Annotated in this window: 15 protein-coding genes and 1 pseudogene; 11 read left to right on the plus strand and 5 right to left on the minus strand. The window is 63.4% G+C overall.

What is annotated here, in order from left to right; all coding sequences use genetic code 11:
* Positions 1-61: 61 nt before the first annotated feature.
* The 9 genes and pseudogenes from ALC15_RS07520 (at position 62) to ALC15_RS07560 (ending at position 10,329) form a co-directional block, all read left to right on the plus strand.
* A complete protein-coding gene (locus tag ALC15_RS07520; protein WP_200914649.1) occupies positions 62-991 on the plus strand; it encodes a carbohydrate ABC transporter permease in 930 nt (309 codons plus the stop codon).
* 14 nt (positions 992-1,005) lie between these two features.
* Positions 1,006-1,863 (plus strand): carbohydrate ABC transporter permease, encoded by an 858-nt coding sequence (locus ALC15_RS07525; RefSeq protein WP_050626764.1) that lies wholly within the window; start codon positions 1,006-1,008, stop codon positions 1,861-1,863.
* Positions 1,864-1,867: 4 nt separating this feature from the next.
* A complete protein-coding gene (locus ALC15_RS07530) occupies positions 1,868-2,965 on the plus strand; it encodes an ABC transporter ATP-binding protein (RefSeq protein ID WP_050626681.1) in 1,098 nt (365 codons plus the stop codon).
* 12 nt (positions 2,966-2,977) lie between these two features.
* Entirely contained in the window at positions 2,978-4,093 is a 1,116-nt protein-coding gene (locus tag ALC15_RS07535) for an ABC transporter ATP-binding protein (RefSeq protein ID WP_430649146.1), read from the plus strand.
* A 2-nt stretch (positions 4,094-4,095) separates the two neighbouring features.
* Positions 4,096-5,675 (plus strand): annotated as a pseudogene (locus ALC15_RS07540) (FGGY family carbohydrate kinase).
* The gene (locus tag ALC15_RS07545; RefSeq protein ID WP_050626766.1) at positions 5,668-6,711 is read left to right on the plus strand and encodes a 2-hydroxyacid dehydrogenase; all 1,044 of its coding nucleotides are present in this window, start codon (positions 5,668-5,670) and stop codon (positions 6,709-6,711) included. The pseudogene ALC15_RS07540 and the gene ALC15_RS07545 overlap by 8 nt, the downstream one beginning before the upstream one ends.
* A 36-nt stretch (positions 6,712-6,747) precedes the next feature.
* Positions 6,748-7,476: a class II aldolase/adducin family protein gene (locus ALC15_RS07550; RefSeq protein ID WP_050626682.1), complete on the plus strand. Its 729-nt coding sequence runs from the start codon at positions 6,748-6,750 to the stop codon at positions 7,474-7,476.
* On the plus strand, positions 7,473-8,981 hold the full coding sequence (locus ALC15_RS07555; RefSeq protein ID WP_050626683.1) for a glycerol-3-phosphate dehydrogenase: 1,509 nt from the start codon (positions 7,473-7,475) through the stop codon (positions 8,979-8,981). The genes ALC15_RS07550 and ALC15_RS07555 overlap by 4 nt, the downstream gene beginning before the upstream one ends.
* 547 nt (positions 8,982-9,528) lie before the next feature.
* On the plus strand, positions 9,529-10,329 hold the full coding sequence (locus ALC15_RS07560; RefSeq protein WP_050626684.1) for a cyclic nucleotide-binding domain-containing protein: 801 nt from the start codon (positions 9,529-9,531) through the stop codon (positions 10,327-10,329).
* A 1,125-nt stretch (positions 10,330-11,454) separates the two neighbouring features.
* Here the strand turns inward: ALC15_RS07560 and ALC15_RS44090 are convergent.
* From ALC15_RS44090 to ALC15_RS45425, 4 genes are all read right to left on the minus strand, one after another.
* Positions 11,455-11,622 carry a hypothetical protein gene (locus ALC15_RS44090; RefSeq protein ID WP_157860877.1) on the minus strand — a complete coding sequence of 56 codons (168 nt, stop codon included), beginning with the start codon at positions 11,620-11,622 and terminating at the stop codon, positions 11,455-11,457.
* Positions 11,623-11,711: 89 nt separating this feature from the next.
* Positions 11,712-12,230, minus strand: a complete 519-nt coding sequence (locus tag ALC15_RS07565; RefSeq protein ID WP_128089468.1) for a nuclear transport factor 2 family protein — start codon at positions 12,228-12,230, stop codon at positions 11,712-11,714.
* 120 nt (positions 12,231-12,350) lie between these two features.
* Positions 12,351-12,971, minus strand: a complete 621-nt coding sequence (locus tag ALC15_RS07570; protein WP_050626686.1) for a response regulator — start codon at positions 12,969-12,971, stop codon at positions 12,351-12,353.
* A 164-nt stretch (positions 12,972-13,135) separates the two neighbouring features.
* Complete coding sequence (locus ALC15_RS45425) at positions 13,136-13,372, minus strand: hypothetical protein (RefSeq protein ID WP_050626687.1); 237 nt, start codon at positions 13,370-13,372, stop codon at positions 13,136-13,138.
* Positions 13,373-13,537: 165 nt separating this feature from the next.
* Here ALC15_RS45425 and ALC15_RS07580 point away from each other — a divergent pair, with 165 nt between their 5' ends.
* Complete coding sequence (locus tag ALC15_RS07580) at positions 13,538-13,777, plus strand: hypothetical protein (protein WP_244485984.1); 240 nt, start codon at positions 13,538-13,540, stop codon at positions 13,775-13,777.
* A gap of 252 nt (positions 13,778-14,029) precedes the next feature.
* On the opposite strand, the gene ALC15_RS07585 is transcribed toward ALC15_RS07580, so the two are convergent.
* On the minus strand, positions 14,030-15,313 hold the full coding sequence (locus tag ALC15_RS07585; protein ID WP_167350134.1) for a histidine kinase: 1,284 nt from the start codon (positions 15,311-15,313) through the stop codon (positions 14,030-14,032).
* Between the two features lie 122 nt (positions 15,314-15,435).
* Here ALC15_RS07585 and ALC15_RS07590 point away from each other — a divergent pair, with 122 nt between their 5' ends.
* Entirely contained in the window at positions 15,436-16,080 is a 645-nt protein-coding gene (locus tag ALC15_RS07590; RefSeq protein ID WP_050626689.1) for a response regulator transcription factor, read from the plus strand.
* Positions 16,081-16,251: the final 171 nt, after the last annotated feature.

Below are 16,251 nucleotides of genomic sequence, written 5' to 3' on the forward strand. Positions count from 1 at the left end.
CCTTGTCCCATCCGAGCCGGCGGCGTTTGCCAGCCGAACGCGATCTCTTATCATCATGAGCATGGTCCAACTTCTCCAGACGAACGCGCAGGCAGCGCCGCCCAAACCAAGGCCGCGCGTGCGCCTCTTGCCCTATCTGCTGAGCCTGCCGGCGCTGCTCGTCTGCGTGGCGATCCTGGTTCCGTTCGTGACTGCGGCGGTCTATTCGCTGCAGCGCTACCGGCTGAACCTGCCTTATCTGCGCGGCTTCATCGGCGCCGGAAACTACATCGACTTCCTGTCCGATCCGGCGTTCTGGAATACGTTCCGCATCTCGATCACCTACACGGCAGTGACGGTCGTGCTCGAGCTCCTGCTCGGCCTCGGCATCGCGCTGCTGCTGCGGCGGCCGACCCGGTTCCACAATGCGGTGTCGATCATGCTGCTGCTGCCGCTGATGACGGCGCCGGCGATTGCTGCGCTGATGTGGAAGCTGATGACCAATCCGAGCTTCGGCATCCTGTCCTACCTGGTCGGCCTGTTCGGCGTCACCGACTTCAAATGGGCCTCCGATCCGTCGAGCGCGCTGTTCACGGTGGTGCTGGTCGACGTCTGGGTCTACACGCCCTTCATCATGATCCTGCTGCTGGCGGGCCTGCGCTCGCTGCCGCAGCAGCCGTTCGAAGCCGCGGCGCTCGACGGCGTGCCGGCGAGCTTCGTGTTCTTCCGCATCACGCTGCCGATGCTCGCGCCCTACATCATCACGGCGTCGCTGTTCCGGCTGCTCGATTCGATCCAGCAGTTCGACATCATCTATGCGATGACGCAGGGCGGGCCGGGCGACCGGCTGATGGTGTTCCAGGTGCAGGCCTATCTGGAATTCTTCCAGTACACCAATGTCGGCAGGTCGGCGGCGCTGTTGATGATCCTCTGGCTGATCACCAACATCCTGTCGAACATCTTCATCAAGAACTGGCTGCGGTTGCGCGAGCGTGCGCACGGCCACGCGTGACGGGGAGCGGCGCGATGGAACATTCCAGCCTTGCCGGTCGCATCTTCCGCGGCGTGGCGCTCACGCTGATCCTGATCTTCTTCATGTTTCCGATCGTCTGGATCTTCCTGATGTCGTTCCAGACCAACGAGCAGATCTTGCGGATTCCGCCGCGGATCCTGTTCGAGCCGACGCTTGCGAATTACGAGGCGCTGATCTCCGGCCAGCTGCGCACCGCGGCCGGAAATCTGCAGATCTCCTTCATGCGCAATCTGTTCAACAGCGTCGTGCTGTCGAGCGCGGCGGTGGTGCTGGCGCTGCTGCTCGGTGTGCCGGCGGCCTACGCCTTTGCGCGCTTCAAGTTCCGCCTCGGCGAGAGCATCGCCTTCACGCTGCTGTCGTTCCGCTTCGCGCCGCCGCTGCTCGTGCTGCTGCCGCTGTCGCTGTACTATCAGGAGCTCGGCCTCAACGACACTTACTTCGGCATCGTCTGGGTCTATCAGCTGATCGCGCTGCCGCTGATCCTGTGGATCGTGCGCGGCTATTTCGAGGATATCAGCCCCGATATCGAGCATGCCTACCGGCTCGCCGGGCATTCCTGGCGCGAGGCCTTCACCCGGATCGCGGTGCCACTGGCGGGACCGGGCATCGCCGCGGCGGGGCTGCTGTCCTTCATCTTCTGCTGGAACAATTTCGTCTTCGCCCTGATCCTGGCCTCCGCCGACAAGCAGCCGGTGACGGTCGGTGCGCTGGCCTTCGTCACTGCGTCCGGAATCCAGTACGGGCAGATCGCGGCGGCGATCGTGCTGTCGGTGACGCCGACCCTGTTGCTCGCGCTCTATGCGCAGCGCTATCTGGTCGAAGGTCTCTCGCTCGGCGCGGTGAAAGGCTGATCCGATGGCGCGTCTCGAAATCAATGCGGTGAGCAAGGCATTCGGTGCGGCGCGGCCCGCCGACGGATTGTCGCTCGCGGTCGAGCCCGGCGAGATCGTTGCGGTGTTCGGTCCGTCCGGCAGCGGCAAGACCGTGTTGTTGCGCATGATCGCGGGCATGTTCGAGCCCGACGACGGTGACATCACGATCGGCGGCCGCTCGGTGGTCGGCGCGCCGCCGGAGCGGCGCGGCATCGGCATGGCGTTCCAGAATTTCGCCCTGTTCCCGCACATGACCGCCCGCGACAATATCGCAAGTGGCCTGCGTGCCGGCGGCAACGAAGTTGCCGGCCGTGTTGCCGCGATCAGCAAGCTGCTCAAGATCGAGCATGTGCTCGGCCACGCGCCGCGCGAATTATCGAACGGGCAGAAGCAGCGGACGGCGCTGGCGCGGGCGCTGATCGGCAATCCGGATGTGCTGTTGCTGGACGATCCACTGCGCAACGTCGACGCCAAGCTGCGCTACGAGATGCGGCTCGAGCTGCCGAACCTGCTGCGACGCGGCACCGCCGCCGTGCTCTACGTGACCCAGGACTATCGCGAGGCGATGGCGATCGCCGACCGCATCGCGGTCCTGATCGACGGCCGGCTCGCGCAGGTCGCAACGCCTGCCGATATCTATGCCCAACCCGCGTCGGTGGCGATCGCGCGGCTGTTCGGCGACCCGACCATCAACCTCGCCGAGGTTTCGCCGGTCGCGGAGCATGGCATGCTGTCGGCGGATGTCGCCGGCGCCAGGATGCGGCTCGAGGCCGCCGATGGCGCAGCGCCTGCTGGCCCATGCTGGCTCGGCGTCCGGCCGGAGGATATCGCGATCTCGTCGGCGTCTGCGGACGACGCCATCCCGGCGCGCATCCTTGCGATCACGCCGATGCACGAGAAGGCGGTGCTGCTGCTCCGTCTTGCCGACGGAACAGAGTGGCTGGCGGCGCTGCCACCGGATGCGCCGCACGGCGCGGCTGATGATAACGTGTTCGTACGTTTCGTACCCGATGCAGCGATGCTGTTCGATCGCGCATCCGGGCTCCGGATCGGGGCGTCGCATCGGCTCAAGGCGGCATAGGAGCGGATGGTCATGGACATGCTCGAGCTTCGAGGCATCGACAAGGTCTACCGCAGCCGCGGCAAGCCGCCGGTGCACGCGGTGCGCGCGCTCGACATGGCGGTCGAGAAGGGCGAGATCGTCGCGCTGTTGGGATCGTCGGGCTGCGGCAAGACCTCGACCTTGCGGATGATCGCGGGGTTCGAGGACGTCTCGGCCGGATCGATCGCGCTGGGCGGGCGGCGGATCCACGAGCTGCCGCCGGCGCGCCGCAAGGTCGCGATGGCCTTCGAGGGCTACTCGCTCTATCCGCCGCTCACGGTCCGCGAAAACATCGCCTTCGCGCTGAAATCCGCCCAGCTGTCGCGCAGTGAGGTTACGCGCCGGGTCGATGAGATTGCCCGCCTGGTCGAGATCGAGGACATCCTCGACAAATATCCGCGCGCGATCTCCGGCGGGCAGCAGCAGCGCGTGTCGCTGGCCCGGGCGCTGGTGCGCGATGCCGATCTCTATCTGCTCGATGAGCCGATGGGACAGCTCGAGCCGCAGCTGCGTGCGGTGCTGCGTGGCCGGATCAAGAGCCTGCTCGCCGAGCGCCGCATGACTGCGATCTTCGTCACCCACGACCAGACCGAAGCCAGTGCGCTCGCCGATCGCATCGCGGTGATGGAAGGCGGCGTGCTGCAGCAGTTCGCCAGCGAGAAGGAGCTGAAGGGCCGGCCCGCCAATCTGTTCGTCGCGAGTTTCATCGGCGAGCCGCCGATGAACCTGCTCGACGCTGCCGTCACACCATCGAATGGCGGCTTCCACCTGTCGGTCGGAACCGACATGGTTTTCGACATCAGCGGCGCCGGGCTTGACGGTGCGGCGGCGAAAGCGCTGGCCGGCACGCCGCAGGTGCGGATCGGCATTCGCCCGCAGAAGATCGCGGTCGGCGCCGGCGACGTTAAGGTGAAGGTCATCTCCAATCAGTGGCTTGGCGATCAATCGCATGTCGCCGGTGATTGCGGCGGCCGCATGCTGATCGCGGTCACGCCTGGCCGCGTCGCCGCGCGGCCGGGCGATATCGTGCCGTTTGCGCTGGAGCCGCGTCACCTGCACATCTTTGACGGCGATGGGACCTGCATCCGCCATGCGGAGATGTCCTGACCATGGCCGCTTCCGCACGCCGCGACGTCATCATCGGCATCGATGCCGGCACCTCGCTGATCAAGGCGGTGGCGTTCACGCTGGCCGGCGAGCAGCTTGCCGACGTCGCGCGGCCGAATGCGTATAGCAGCCTGGCCGGCGGCCATGTCGAGCAGGACATGGCGCGGACCTGGAGCGATACGGTCGCGGTCATTCGCGCGCTTGCGAACACGGTGCCCGATTTGCCCGCACGGATTGCTGCGATCGCGGTGACCGGGCAGGGCGACGGCACCTGGCTGATCGATGACGACGGTCGGCCGGTTGCGCCGGCGCTGCTGTGGCTGGACTCGCGCGCGGGCGGCTGGTCGAGGAGATCCGCGCAAGCGAGCGCAACGCGCCGCTCTACCGCCGCACCGGCTCCGGGCTCAATGCGTGCCAGCAGGGGCCGCAGCTGGCGTGGCTGCAGGCGCATAGGCCCGACACAATCGCCAACGCGACGACGGCCTTCCATTGCAAGGACTGGCTCTATTTCCTGCTCACCGGCGAGCGCGCAACCGATCCGTCGGAAGCCACGTTCTCCTGCGGCGAATTCCGCAAGCGCGGCTTCGATGCGGAGACCGCGCGGCTGATCGGTATCGCCGAGCTGACGCACCTGTTCCCGCCGGTTGTTGACGGTGCGGTCATGACGCATCCGCTCACCTCGGCGGCGGCCATGGAGATCGGCCTGCCGGAAGGCGTGCCGGTCTGCCTCGGCTATGTCGACGTGATCTGCAACGCGCTCGGGGCCGGGCTGTACGACCCATCGCCCGATGTCGGCTGCACCATCATCGGCTCGACCGGCATGCATATGCGGCTGGTGTCGAGCGCAGACGCGGTGACGCTGAACCGGGAGGCAACCGGCTACACCATGCCGTTCCCGGTACCGGGTCACTATGCCCAGATGCAGTCCAACATGGCGGCGACGCTGAACATCGACTGGATGCTCGATCTTGCCTGCGACTTGCTGGCGGCGGAAGGCGTGACGCGCACGCGCACCGAGCTGATCCGCCGGCTCGACGATCAGGTGCTGCGGGCCAAGCCCGGCGAGGTGCTGTTCCATCCGTTCATTTCAGATGCCGGCGAGCGCGGGCCGTTCGTCGCGCATGAGGCCAGCGCACAATTCTTCGGCCTGCGCTCGCGCCACCGCTATGGCGATCTGATGCGCGGCGTGATGGAGGGCCTCGCCTTCGCCGCGCGGGATTGCTACGCCGCGATGGGATCGCTGCCGCGCGATGTCAGGATCACCGGCGGTGCCGCGAAGAGCCGTGCGCTAGGCGCCATTCTCGGGGCCGCGCTGGATTGCGAGGTCCGCATCTGCAGCCGTGCCGAGGCCGGCGCCGCAGGCGCGGCGATGATCGCCGCGGTCGCGATCGATGCCCATCCCGACATGCGCGCCTGCGCCGAGCAGTGGGTCACGCCACATCTGAGCGCGCCGCAATCGCCTGACGCGGCGCTGGCGAAGCGCTACGCCAGCATCTTCCCGACCTATCTCGATGCAAGGCTGGCGTCGCGGCCGGTCTGGAAGCAACTCGCCGCGCTGCGCGCCGGAGGCGACCATGTCTAACTCCATCGCCATCGTCGGCGATCGTTTCATGCTGCCGTCGGTGTTCGCCGAGCAGATCCGCATCGCCTGCGGCAACGGCGTCGATATCCGCACCCTCGAGCAGCCCTGGCCGGACGAGCCGATGGAGCATGGCTACGCCGGCTCGAAGCTCGATGGCCTGAAGGAGTTCATGGGGCGGCCGGACGAGATCATCGAGTTTATCGGCGGCGCCGAGCTGCTGGTCACGCACCTCGCGCCGATCTCGCGATCGATGCTGGAGCGGCTGCCGACGCTGAAGTTCATCGCGGTGTCGCGGGGCGGCCCTGTCAACATCGACATGCAGGCGGCGCGCGACCACAACGTGCTCGTGGTCAACACGCCGGGCCGCAATGCGAGCGCGGTGGCGGAATTCACCATCGGCGCCATTCTGGCGGAGACACGCCTGATCCGCAGCGGCCATGAGGCGCTGCGCGGCGGCGGCGAATGGCGCGGCGATCTCTATCGCGCCGACCGCACCGGGCGGGAGCTTGGCGAGATGACGGTCGGCATCGTCGGCTATGGCGCGATCGGCAGCCGCGTGGTCAAGCTGCTGAAGGCCTTCGGCTGCAGGATCCTGGTTGCCGATCCCTATGTCCAGCTCAGCGCGCAGGACCGCAATGACGGCGTAGAGCATGTCGCGCTTGGTGAACTGCTCGGCCGCGCCGACGTCATTACCCTGCACCCGCGGGTGACGCCGGAGACAACCGGCTTCATCGGGCGCGAGGCGCTGGCGCGAATCAAGCCGGGTGCCTACCTGATCAACACCGCGCGCGGTCCGCTGGTCGACTACGACGCGCTGCATGATGCACTGGCATCGGGACATCTCGGCGGCGCCATGCTCGACACTTTCGCGGTCGAGCCGGTCCCGGCGGACTGGCCGCTCTTGCGACTTCCCAATGTCACGCTGACGCCGCACATCGCCGGCGCCTCCGTGCGTACCGTCACCGTGGCTGCCGAGCAGGCGGCCGAAGAGGTTCGCCGCTTCCTAGCCGGCGAGCCGCCACGCAATCCGTGCTGAAGAAGCTATCCGTGCTGAATAAGAAAGGCAGTCCGAATGACCCGTGAGGAACGACAATTGCGCGAGGCTGTTATCGCCAAGTGCCGATGGATGAACGCGTCGGGACTCAACCAGGGGACATCAGGCAACATCTCCGCGCGCTACAAGGAAAGGATGCTGATCACGCCGTCGGCGACCCCTTATGATTCGATGAAGCCGGAGATGATCGCGTCGATGCCGCTCGAGGGCGACTATGGCGCGTGGGAGGGGCCGCTGCAGCCGTCCACCGAATGGCGCTTCCATCTCGACATCACGCGCGCCCGCCCCGATGTCGGCGCCATCGTTCACACCCACTCGACCTATGCGACCGTGCTCGCGATCGCGCGCAAGCCGATCCCGGCCTGCCACTACATGATGGCGGCATTCGGTGGCACCGACATCCGCTGCGCCGGCTACGCGCGCTACGGCACCAAGGAATTGTCCGACCATGCGATCGCGGCGCTGGAGGGCCGCAACGGCTGCCTGCTCGCCAACCATGGCATGATCGCGCTCGGTGCCAATCTCGACAAGGCGATGTGGCTCGCAGTCGAGCTCGAGACCATCGCGCGGCAGTATTACCTCTCGCTCGCGCTCGATTCGCGCATCATCCTGACCGACGAGGAGATTGCCGATACCGCGAAGGGGTTCTCGACCTATGGCTTGCAAGCGCCAAAGCCGAGCAAGGCGCGCGCTGCGGCAAAGGCGGCACCGCGCCGCGCCGAGAAACGGCGTAGCAGCAAGCGATGACGGGCACTGCGCCGGTCGCAGGCACAGATCACGGGTTGGTCGATATCGCGGTGATCGGCGGCGGCATCAACGGCGCCGGCATCGCCCGCGACGCCGCCGGCCGCGGGTTGAAGGTGCTGCTGTGCGAGAAGGATGATTTCGCCGAGGGCACCTCGTCGCGCTCGGGCAAGCTGATCCATGGCGGCCTGCGCTATCTCGAATACTACGAATTCCGCCTGGTGCGCGAGGCGCTGATCGAGCGCGAGGTGCTGCTTGCCTCGGCCCCCCACATCATCTGGCCGATGCGCTTCGTGCTGCCGCATTCGCCGGAGCAGCGGCCGGCCTGGCTGGTCCGCACCGGGCTGTTGCTCTACGACCATCTCGGCGGCCGCAAGCAGCTGCCGGCGAGCCGCAGCCTGGATTTGTCGCGGGCCCCGGAGGGTGCGCCGCTGCATCAAGAGTTCCGGCGAGGTTTCGAATATTCGGATTGCTGGGTCGATGACAGCCGGCTGGTGATCCTCAATCTGATCGATGCAGCGCAGAACGGTGCCCGCATCCTGCCGCGCACGCGGGCGGTGCGCGCGCACCGGGACGGCGAGCACTGGCTGCTCGAGATGCGGAGTGATGACGGGACGGCGCAGGTCGTGCGGGCGGGAACGCTGGTCAACGCCGCCGGGCCGTGGGTGCAGGATGTGATCCAGGGCGTGGCGGGACTGAATTCCGCCCAAAGCGTGCGGCTGGTCAAGGGCAGTCACATCGTGGTGCCGAAGTTCTGGAACGGGCCGCAGGCCTATCTGCTGCAGAACACCGACCGCCGGGTGATCTTCGTCAACCCCTATGAGAATGATCTCGCGCTGATCGGCACCACCGACATTCCCTATCAGGGCCGGGCCGAGGAGGTCGCGATCGGCGAGGATGAGACGACCTATCTGTTGCAGGTGCTGCGCCGCTATTTCCGCACGCCGCCGCGGGCGAGCGAGATCGTGCACGCCTTCTCCGGCGTGCGGCCGCTCTATGACGACAATGCCGACGATCCGTCGGCCGTGACGCGCGATTATGTGTTCGAGGTTCACGGCGCCGAGGGGGCGCCGCCGCTGCTCTCGATCTTCGGCGGCAAGATCACCACCTATCGCCGGCTGGCCGAGCAGGCGATGCAGCGCCTCGCGCCGTGGTTTCCAAAACTGCCGCCGGCCTGGACCGCGACCCGGCCGCTGCCGGGCGGCGACATCGGCGGCAGCTTCGATGATTTCTCCCGCGCGCTGGCGAGCGACTATCCCGATCTGCCGCAAAGGCTGATTCATCACTATGCGCGCCTCTACGGCACGCGCGCGCGCGAGTTGCTGGGCTCGGCCCGCATCGTGGCCGATCTGGGCCGGCATTTCGGCGGCGACTTCTATGAATGCGAGGCGGCATATCTGCGCGCGAAGGAGTGGGCCAGGTTGCCCGCCGACTTCCTGGATCGGCGCACCAAGCATGGCCTGCATTTGACGCCGACGGAGCGGCTGGCGTTCGAGAGCTACATCTAGGACGGCATCCGCATCGAGGTGAAGACCTGTTGCGAGCCAGCCGGTCGATCCAGCTGCCCCTACTTGTGCCAGTGCAGCGGAAGCTCTTCGCGATCCTCACCGGTCTCGATGCAAAGGGAGGCGATCGGCCGATCGAATCGGTCCGGATCGATTGGATCAAGCTGATCCGAATATCCGGTTGGCTGCAGTTCTAATTCTGCCGGGCGGGCGACAGCCCCGTGTCGCCGCCCATCGCTAAGGATAGTCCACGGAGTGATGTTCGTCACGGAAAAGTCGGGGATAGGAACGAGAATCTATGGCGGGGAGCTTGTACTTGCCGGTCAAGCTTGCGCGCCTGCTGTATATTTGGCGATGCATGGGGTGGCGCCGTTCTTGCCCTGGTGATGCATGCGATGATTCCGGTGCCGCTTGAAGGAGGCTGGATGGTCGCGGTATTCCCGTCACCGACCTCCGCTCGCCGAGTCTTTCGTTCGACTTGACGGGCGCAATGGTTTCATCCGGAATAGCCGCTGCCGGTATTGGCTTACACAACCCTTTGGCGAAACAAATGATGCTCAGCGCAGACGTGTCCAGCATACTGGACCGCATTCTCGATGCGGCAACCGACAACCTCAGGTTCGCGAAGATTCTGATTCAGATCGGTCTCGATCCCAATGACGTGACCTGGAACGCCATCTTCAGCCGCCTGCTGGAAATCTTTCTGCACAACATCACCCTGGCAAACATGTTCGCCCTGGTCGGCGCGACCTTCTTTGTCGCCACCCTTCTGACGCAGACCATGGTCCCGCTCCGGGTCGCCAACATGATCGGTTGCGTATTCTTTGCCATCTTCGGCGCGCTCACTGGAGCCATCACGACGTTTCTTCTTTATCTCCTGATGGTTCCGATCAACGCCTACCGCCTTCACCAAATGCTCGCTCTGGTGAAGAAGGCGCGCACGGCGACACAGGGCGACATGTCGATGGAATGGCTCAAGCCGTTCATGACCCAGCGCAAGTACCGCAAGGGCGATACCTTGATGAAGAAGGGTGACGCAGCCAACGAAATGCTGCTGACGGTTACCGGAAAATTCCGGGTTGTCGAAATCAACGTCGATGTTCCGCCGGGACGCCTGATGGGCGAACTCGGCTTCCTCACACCCGACAACCGCCGGACCGCGACCATCGAATGCATCGAGGATGGGCACGTTCTGGCCATCACCTATGAGAAGCTGCTCGAGATCTACTTCCAGAACCCGCAGTTCGGCTATTATTTCCTTGTCTTGACCAGCCAACGCCTGCTGGAAAATCTCGCGCGGGCCGAAGCCATCATCGCGCAGAACAAGATCGCGGTGCAGTCCGCGAGCTGACGGCGAAAAAGCACGAATATCCCGATGATCGAGGGAGGCGTGCCTTTCGGTCCCGAAGCCGAAGGTCCACTCGTCCGCTGGCACATCAGCGCAGTTGGTGAGAGTGGACGCCGCTTACCCACGGAGAAGGGAGCGGCGAGCGGCAGGCGCTCCGCGCGGTCCGGTCAAGAGCCGTCCATGGCGGCCAAATCGGGCGGCGGATTCTAATGTCCGAAGCGTTTCCAGTTTTTCCCGACGCTCGGCACAAAAAAAAGCCCGGGCGGCGAAGCCCGGGCCTAAGTTGTTTCCTATGATGTCGGGCATGCCCGATAGTCTAATCGTAAACCGCCCGGTTCCATATGACCAGAGCAATTGCCAGTTTTTCCCGAAATTTGGATGCCGTTGTGAGTGCTCTAGCCCGAACAGCACCGAATTTGGCCTGGCAGGCATAGCGGCCAAAAGAAGAGGGCCCCAGCTATGGGCACAAGCTGAGGCCAAGTTGGTGGTTCTAGTCGTCAGGCGTTCGTGATCCGCCTCAGCGGCAACCTATGCGAATGGACCGCCCATGCATGGTACAGCGCGTCACGCCAGCGACAAGCTGGGCTACACGCATAGGCCTATGTGAGATCGGGATAAATCGGCAATTGGCCGAACAGCAACCAGCTCGAGCCGATGTGAGAATTGCGCCCCGGGGGCTGCCCCCGGTAGCGCCAAGCCGAGCTTCCGAGTGGGAACGGCTCCGGCAACGTCCGGGGCTAGCAGGGCCAACGCGCCGGAGCCGTTCTCAGCGCCCATCCAAGAGCGCTATGCATGGTATCGGGAAAAAGTGGTAACGGAAAACTGCCCACGCGGACTACCCCAGAAGTGGGCTCGGGCTAGCAACCGCCGTCCGCGCCATATCTAGGCGGACGGCGTGTTTGCTTCCGATTGCCGCTCGCGAGCGATCCAAAAGACAGCGGCTCGGCGAGGGTACAAACGGAGAGACCGCGACATTGAGGCGCGATGAGATTGCGGCGAACGCCCTCGGTACTGGCCTCATATGCCCCCAGAATTGCTGGGGCCTTCTTGTCCAGCATCCGGCGAACAGATCGTTCGGTGTAGATAGGATGTTTTTCCTTGGTGCCAGGAGCCGGGTACGGGCGCCGGCTATTGTTGCGAAGGGAATTCCAGCGCGTACAGGCATTGCCTGAGCTCCGCCTCGAGCTCACGGATGTGTTTGGCGGTCGGGTCGTCGGTAAATTGCTTCGCTAGCTGGCGGCAATGCGCAAGCTTCCGCTCGATTTCCAATTTTTCCCGGTCTCGCTCCATGCCCATTCACGACTTCATGCAAATTTAGCACGCCTCTAGAGCGTCGATCATGCAAGCGCTTCAGTCAAGTGTCGGCGCAACTGCAGCGTAGGAAACTATGCCCGCGCAGTCCGGGGCCAAATGATCTCGCCGAGATGCAGAATTGCGTAATCGCCAGGCGGCACGCTCTCCACCTTGGAAAGCGCGTCAGCGAACGAGGCGAACGGCTCGAGCAGGTTTCGATACATTCCGTTGATCCGTTGCAATACAAGGAATGGAAATTCGTCGTTGACTGGTGTGTCGAATGACTTTTCTGAAGGCGCGCACGGGCGGCCCCACCGCATAAAGGCGATCTTGCCATCTGGGGCAAGTTTCAACGTGGCCATCATCAGCTCGTTGCGAGCGACATAAGAGATTGAAGCCCCATCATGCTCGGGCATGATGTCGTGCACCTCGATCGAAGCGCCACAGTCGCTAAACCGTTCTGGCCAAAACGCCCTCAACGGCTCTTTCCCGACTATCGTCTCGGAAACACACCAAGTGCATTCGAGAATAGCTTCGTCTCCGAACAATGACATGAGAGTATCGAGGTCACGCGCGCGGTAGGCATCAAGCCAGTCAATCGCGGTGGCCATTGGGTCAACGGACATATTTAATCACCAGAATGCCGAGTAACTTTTTTATACCATTTCCGCGACGCCGCCTATCCTGAAAAGCCCCGGTCTGATGGCAAGCGGCTCGGTCGGCCCCGATCGTCAAGTAAGGTCTATTTCGACGGCGATCCGCACCAGGTCCGAATGGTTCTTTGCGCCGAGTTTCTGCTTAAGCAGGGACGTGGTGTTGGCGACGGTCTTGTAGGAGATATTGAGCATCTTTGCGACGTCGATGATCTTGCTGCCGCGGCTGAGCAGCCGCAGGATTTCCAGTTCGCGTGCTGACATCTGCGAAGCGGGATTGGCTTTGATTGCGCCCCTGGCAAATGCAACCGCCTGCGCAAGGTGCGGCGAAATGAACCGTTCACCGGCGGCGACCATGCGCACCGCCTTGACGAACATGCGCGGATCGTCGCTCTTGGAGAGATAGCCCTGTGCGCCCATCTCTGCGGCCCGCACCACAAATGCCGGATCGTCGTTCATGCTGAATACAATGATCCGGGCGTCCGGATCGCCTTTGCGGATCCTGCGCAGCAGCTCGAACCCGGATACATCGGGAAGCTTGATATCGATGACAGTCACATCCGGCCGGTTCTGCAGGAAGGCCCGATGGCCGGTCTTGGCGTCGACGGCTTCGTCGACCGTCACAGTCTTGTCGGAGGCGAACAGGGATCGACACCCCGACACCACCACCGGGTGGTCATCGACGATCAATACTCTCATGTTTGCTGCGCCTTATCGCAAATAGCAAATGTCGATAGAAAATCGAATGTGTACTGAAAACGCCATCAATATGAGGTCTAGCCTAGCAAGATTGGAGTAACTCGCAAACTACCGCGCGAGAGAGCCGTCGGCTTAAGGTTACTCGCTGCGGAAGGGCTGGAGCTTCATTCGCGGCTGACAAGCAAAGACCTGTTCGGCCGCATGACGGCGAGTATGCGACCAAGAGAGTCCTGCTCGTGCTCATTTGCCGCACAGTACGCTATGGGAAAAAGCGGCAGAGTCTCGTGGGAGAAAGTGGCAAATATTTCGGGGAAGAAGTGGCAGCCACCTTCAAAAAGATCTTCGAAATGGTCTGCTAAGGTGTGTCGCGCTCGCAACGTCTCGATATTTGCCTTGAGCATCGGACGCACTTGGACTTCACGGCGTAACGAATTCGCTGTCTAATACTGGCGGACCCGCAGCGGCGATTTTTATTTCCAAGATGTTCATTTGAAATCGGGTTCAGGAGGCCGCTGTCCGGTTTGGCGGCCTCCTCATTGCTCCTTTGATTTGCAAAGGCGCCATCGATGCATGCTGCGTCGATCGGGCTGCATCACGTTGTTGTTTGCGAGGGCAAAATGATTGAAGAACGCAAAGCATATGTGGCATTCGGAGTCGATCCAGCGGGCATTGCTTGCGCAACCTACGAACTTCGCTGCGCTAATGACGAAGAGGCGAAACGGCGGGCGGAGGATTATCTGGATGCGCACGAGATCATCGAGTTGTGGATAGATGTCAGGCGCGTCGCTCGTTTGAAGCGCAGTTGAGTGTTGACGTTTTTCGGCAGGCACAAGCGAAGTCTGTCAGGCGTGAGCTTCGGGAGCGCCTATCGTAGGACGCGGTTTTGCATCGCGAACGGCGAGCTTCGGAAAATTGTCGAAAGGGCCGGGGATTTCGCGGTAGCTGTCCGCAAGGAGCTCGAAGCCAAGCCGTGACGAGGGGCCAGGAAGCGGCCTGGAGTGCGCACGGGAAGCTCGCTGGGCGCCGGCCGGCGTGGTGACAGGTCCGTGATATCCCAGTTAACGCACGATGAGATGATCGAGCGGAAGCCCGCAGCGGACCATGGTCAGGCCCCCCTCGCGGAGCAGTCTCAATTTTCCGTCGAGTGCACGTACGCGTTCATGCATCCCGGTCAGGCCTCTGCCGAACGTCAGATCCGGCGGCAGACCAATTCCGTCGTCGGATATCTCGATCTGGATCTGATCGCCGTTGATGGTCGCCGCGACGCTCATCGTGCTCGCCTGCGCATGCCGAAGTACATTTGTCACGCCCTCCTGGATCACGCGATAGCTGGTTTGCGAGAGTAAGCCGTCGAGCTCATTCAAGCGATGGTCGATACGAGAGATCACATAGAGGTCGGGAGCCTGGGATTGAGCATCGCGCAGCAGCGCCTGCACGCTGGCGGTTAATCCCAGTTCCGCAACGTAGATCGGGCTCAGGCCCTCCAGCACGCGCCGATTCGCCTGTTGCAGGGCCTCCGCTGCGCTGAGTATGCCGTATACCGGGGAACCAGGTTCGGGGGGATCCTCTGCCTCGGGGTCGGACAGCGCCGTGGCGTTGGCGCGGATCGCGAACAGAAGCGGGCCCATCTCGTCATGCAGCTCCCGCGCCAGGTCTCGGCGCTCGTCGTCCTGCACCGCGACGAGTTTGCGCAGCAGGTCCCGATTGTCGCGGCTGAGGCGCTTTAGCGTCGCTGCAAGCTCATTGGCCTCCGCACAGCTCTTGCTAATCTCGGGCGGCCCGGCCAACGGAATCGCCGAATCGTAGACGCCGCTTCGCATTCGGGTCAATCCGGCTCCGAGTTGCTCCAGCGGGCGAAGCGCCGTGCCTGCCGTAAGATAGGCGCTGAGTCCGGCAACTAGCATCAGCGCTATGCTCGAAGCGGCGAGGGCCAGGAAACCCACCCATTTTTCGAGGATCTCGGCTGAGAGGTCAGGTCTGAACACGATGTCACCGACATGCGTCGTTCGAATTGTGATCGGGTGGGTCGAGCCGAGCTCGGGAATCTGCAGCAGTGCGGTGAACCAGGCGGGAACGTTGCCATGATAAATGTACGAGCTGGTACGTTGCCCCTCGGTGCCCGGCGGCACAAACGCGATGGGGGCAGGCAACCGGAGCGCGCCTGCGAACGCGTCGAGCGTTTCGCGCGGATTGTTAGCGGCTGCTAGAGCAGCGTTCAGCGCATCAGCCACAAGCTGGGCGGAGCGCGCACCCTGGGTGTTCTCGTCCTTGAACTGCTCGGGTGAGAAAGTCTGCAAGGCGAGGCCCCCGAGCAGCAACGCGCCGACAGCCATTGCCGCCATGGGCAACAACAGTCGTGCGCGAAGGGAGAGGCGATTCCACAATCTGGACACTTCAGGCTCCGTTCGGCGATTCTTCTCTTTCAATTCCCGCGCGAAGTTCTATGTAGGCAGAGGAGGCAGCAATGCAGGATACGGCCAAATTAGCCACAAGGGTATTGATCGTCGACGACCATCCGGTGGTAGTGTCGGGCTGTCGCTCGCTGTTCGCTTCCGACAAGACGGTGAAGATCGACGACGCCGCCGATGCCAAGACCGGTCACCGAGCCTTCATGCAGAAGCGACCGGACGTGACCGTCATCGATATCAAGCTTCCCGATGTGTCCGGGTTTGAGCTGCTGCGCAAAATCCGCAAGGTCGATCCGGACGCCCGCATCATCATGTTCAGCATGAATGACGATCCCGCATTCGTGGTGCGGGCCGTGGAGATGGGCGCTCAGGGCTACCTCTCCAAGAGCGACGATCCACGCATGTTCGTCAAGGCGGTGCGCAAGGTTGCGGCCGGCGAAAGGTTCATTTCGCCGCACCTCGCGGAGGCGATCGCCTTCGCCGGCGCCGCAATCAAGGCCAACCCCGCCTCGCAGATGTCGGCGCGGGAGCTGGAAATCTTGCGCTTGCTCGGCCGCGGCGACAAGATTGTCGAGGTCGCATCGGTGCTTGGCATTTCGTATAAGACCGTCGCCAACACGACCTCACTGCTCAAGCAGAAGCTTGGCGCGAAGAGCCACTCCGACCTGGTGCGGATCGCCGTCGAAATGGAGCTCGGCTGACTTGCGCCCGACAATGGGAAAAACGGCAAGCGTACGTTCTTGACGGCTCTCTCACCAAAGAAAGAGGCCGCCGATCGGCGGCCTCCTTCTGTTGCCCCGGGGCGCAAACAGGTGGTCCACTTGTCGCCGCGCCAATAGCCGCGACGCTCCTGCTCGCGGAAGGCGAACCGC

The organism is Bradyrhizobium viridifuturi (assembly GCF_001238275.1).
Classification (GTDB): domain Bacteria; phylum Pseudomonadota; class Alphaproteobacteria; order Rhizobiales; family Xanthobacteraceae; genus Bradyrhizobium; species Bradyrhizobium viridifuturi.

Coding starts and splice junctions, on each gene's coding strand:
- ALC15_RS44090 (WP_157860877.1), bottom strand. CDS start 11,622: ATGGGCATGGAGCGAGACCGGGAAAAATTGGAAATCGAGCGGAAGCTT.
- ALC15_RS45425 (WP_050626687.1), bottom strand. CDS start 13,372: ATGCTCAAGGCAAATATCGAGACGTTGCGAGCGCGACACACCTTAGCA.
- ALC15_RS07545 (WP_050626766.1), top strand. CDS start 5,668: ATGTCTAACTCCATCGCCATCGTCGGCGATCGTTTCATGCTGCCGTCG.
- ALC15_RS07580 (WP_244485984.1), top strand. CDS start 13,538: ATGCATGCTGCGTCGATCGGGCTGCATCACGTTGTTGTTTGCGAGGGC.
- ALC15_RS07565 (WP_128089468.1), bottom strand. CDS start 12,230: ATGGCCACCGCGATTGACTGGCTTGATGCCTACCGCGCGCGTGACCTC.
- ALC15_RS07590 (WP_050626689.1), top strand. CDS start 15,436: ATGCAGGATACGGCCAAATTAGCCACAAGGGTATTGATCGTCGACGAC.
- ALC15_RS07570 (WP_050626686.1), bottom strand. CDS start 12,971: ATGAGAGTATTGATCGTCGATGACCACCCGGTGGTGGTGTCGGGGTGT.
- ALC15_RS07555 (WP_050626683.1), top strand. CDS start 7,473: ATGACGGGCACTGCGCCGGTCGCAGGCACAGATCACGGGTTGGTCGAT.
- ALC15_RS07550 (WP_050626682.1), top strand. CDS start 6,748: ATGACCCGTGAGGAACGACAATTGCGCGAGGCTGTTATCGCCAAGTGC.
- ALC15_RS07535 (WP_430649146.1), top strand. CDS start 2,978: ATGGACATGCTCGAGCTTCGAGGCATCGACAAGGTCTACCGCAGCCGC.
- ALC15_RS07560 (WP_050626684.1), top strand. CDS start 9,529: ATGATGCTCAGCGCAGACGTGTCCAGCATACTGGACCGCATTCTCGAT.
- ALC15_RS07530 (WP_050626681.1), top strand. CDS start 1,868: ATGGCGCGTCTCGAAATCAATGCGGTGAGCAAGGCATTCGGTGCGGCG.
- ALC15_RS07525 (WP_050626764.1), top strand. CDS start 1,006: ATGGAACATTCCAGCCTTGCCGGTCGCATCTTCCGCGGCGTGGCGCTC.
- ALC15_RS07585 (WP_167350134.1), bottom strand. CDS start 15,313: ATGGCGGCAATGGCTGTCGGCGCGTTGCTGCTCGGGGGCCTCGCCTTG.
- ALC15_RS07520 (WP_200914649.1), top strand. CDS start 62: ATGGTCCAACTTCTCCAGACGAACGCGCAGGCAGCGCCGCCCAAACCA.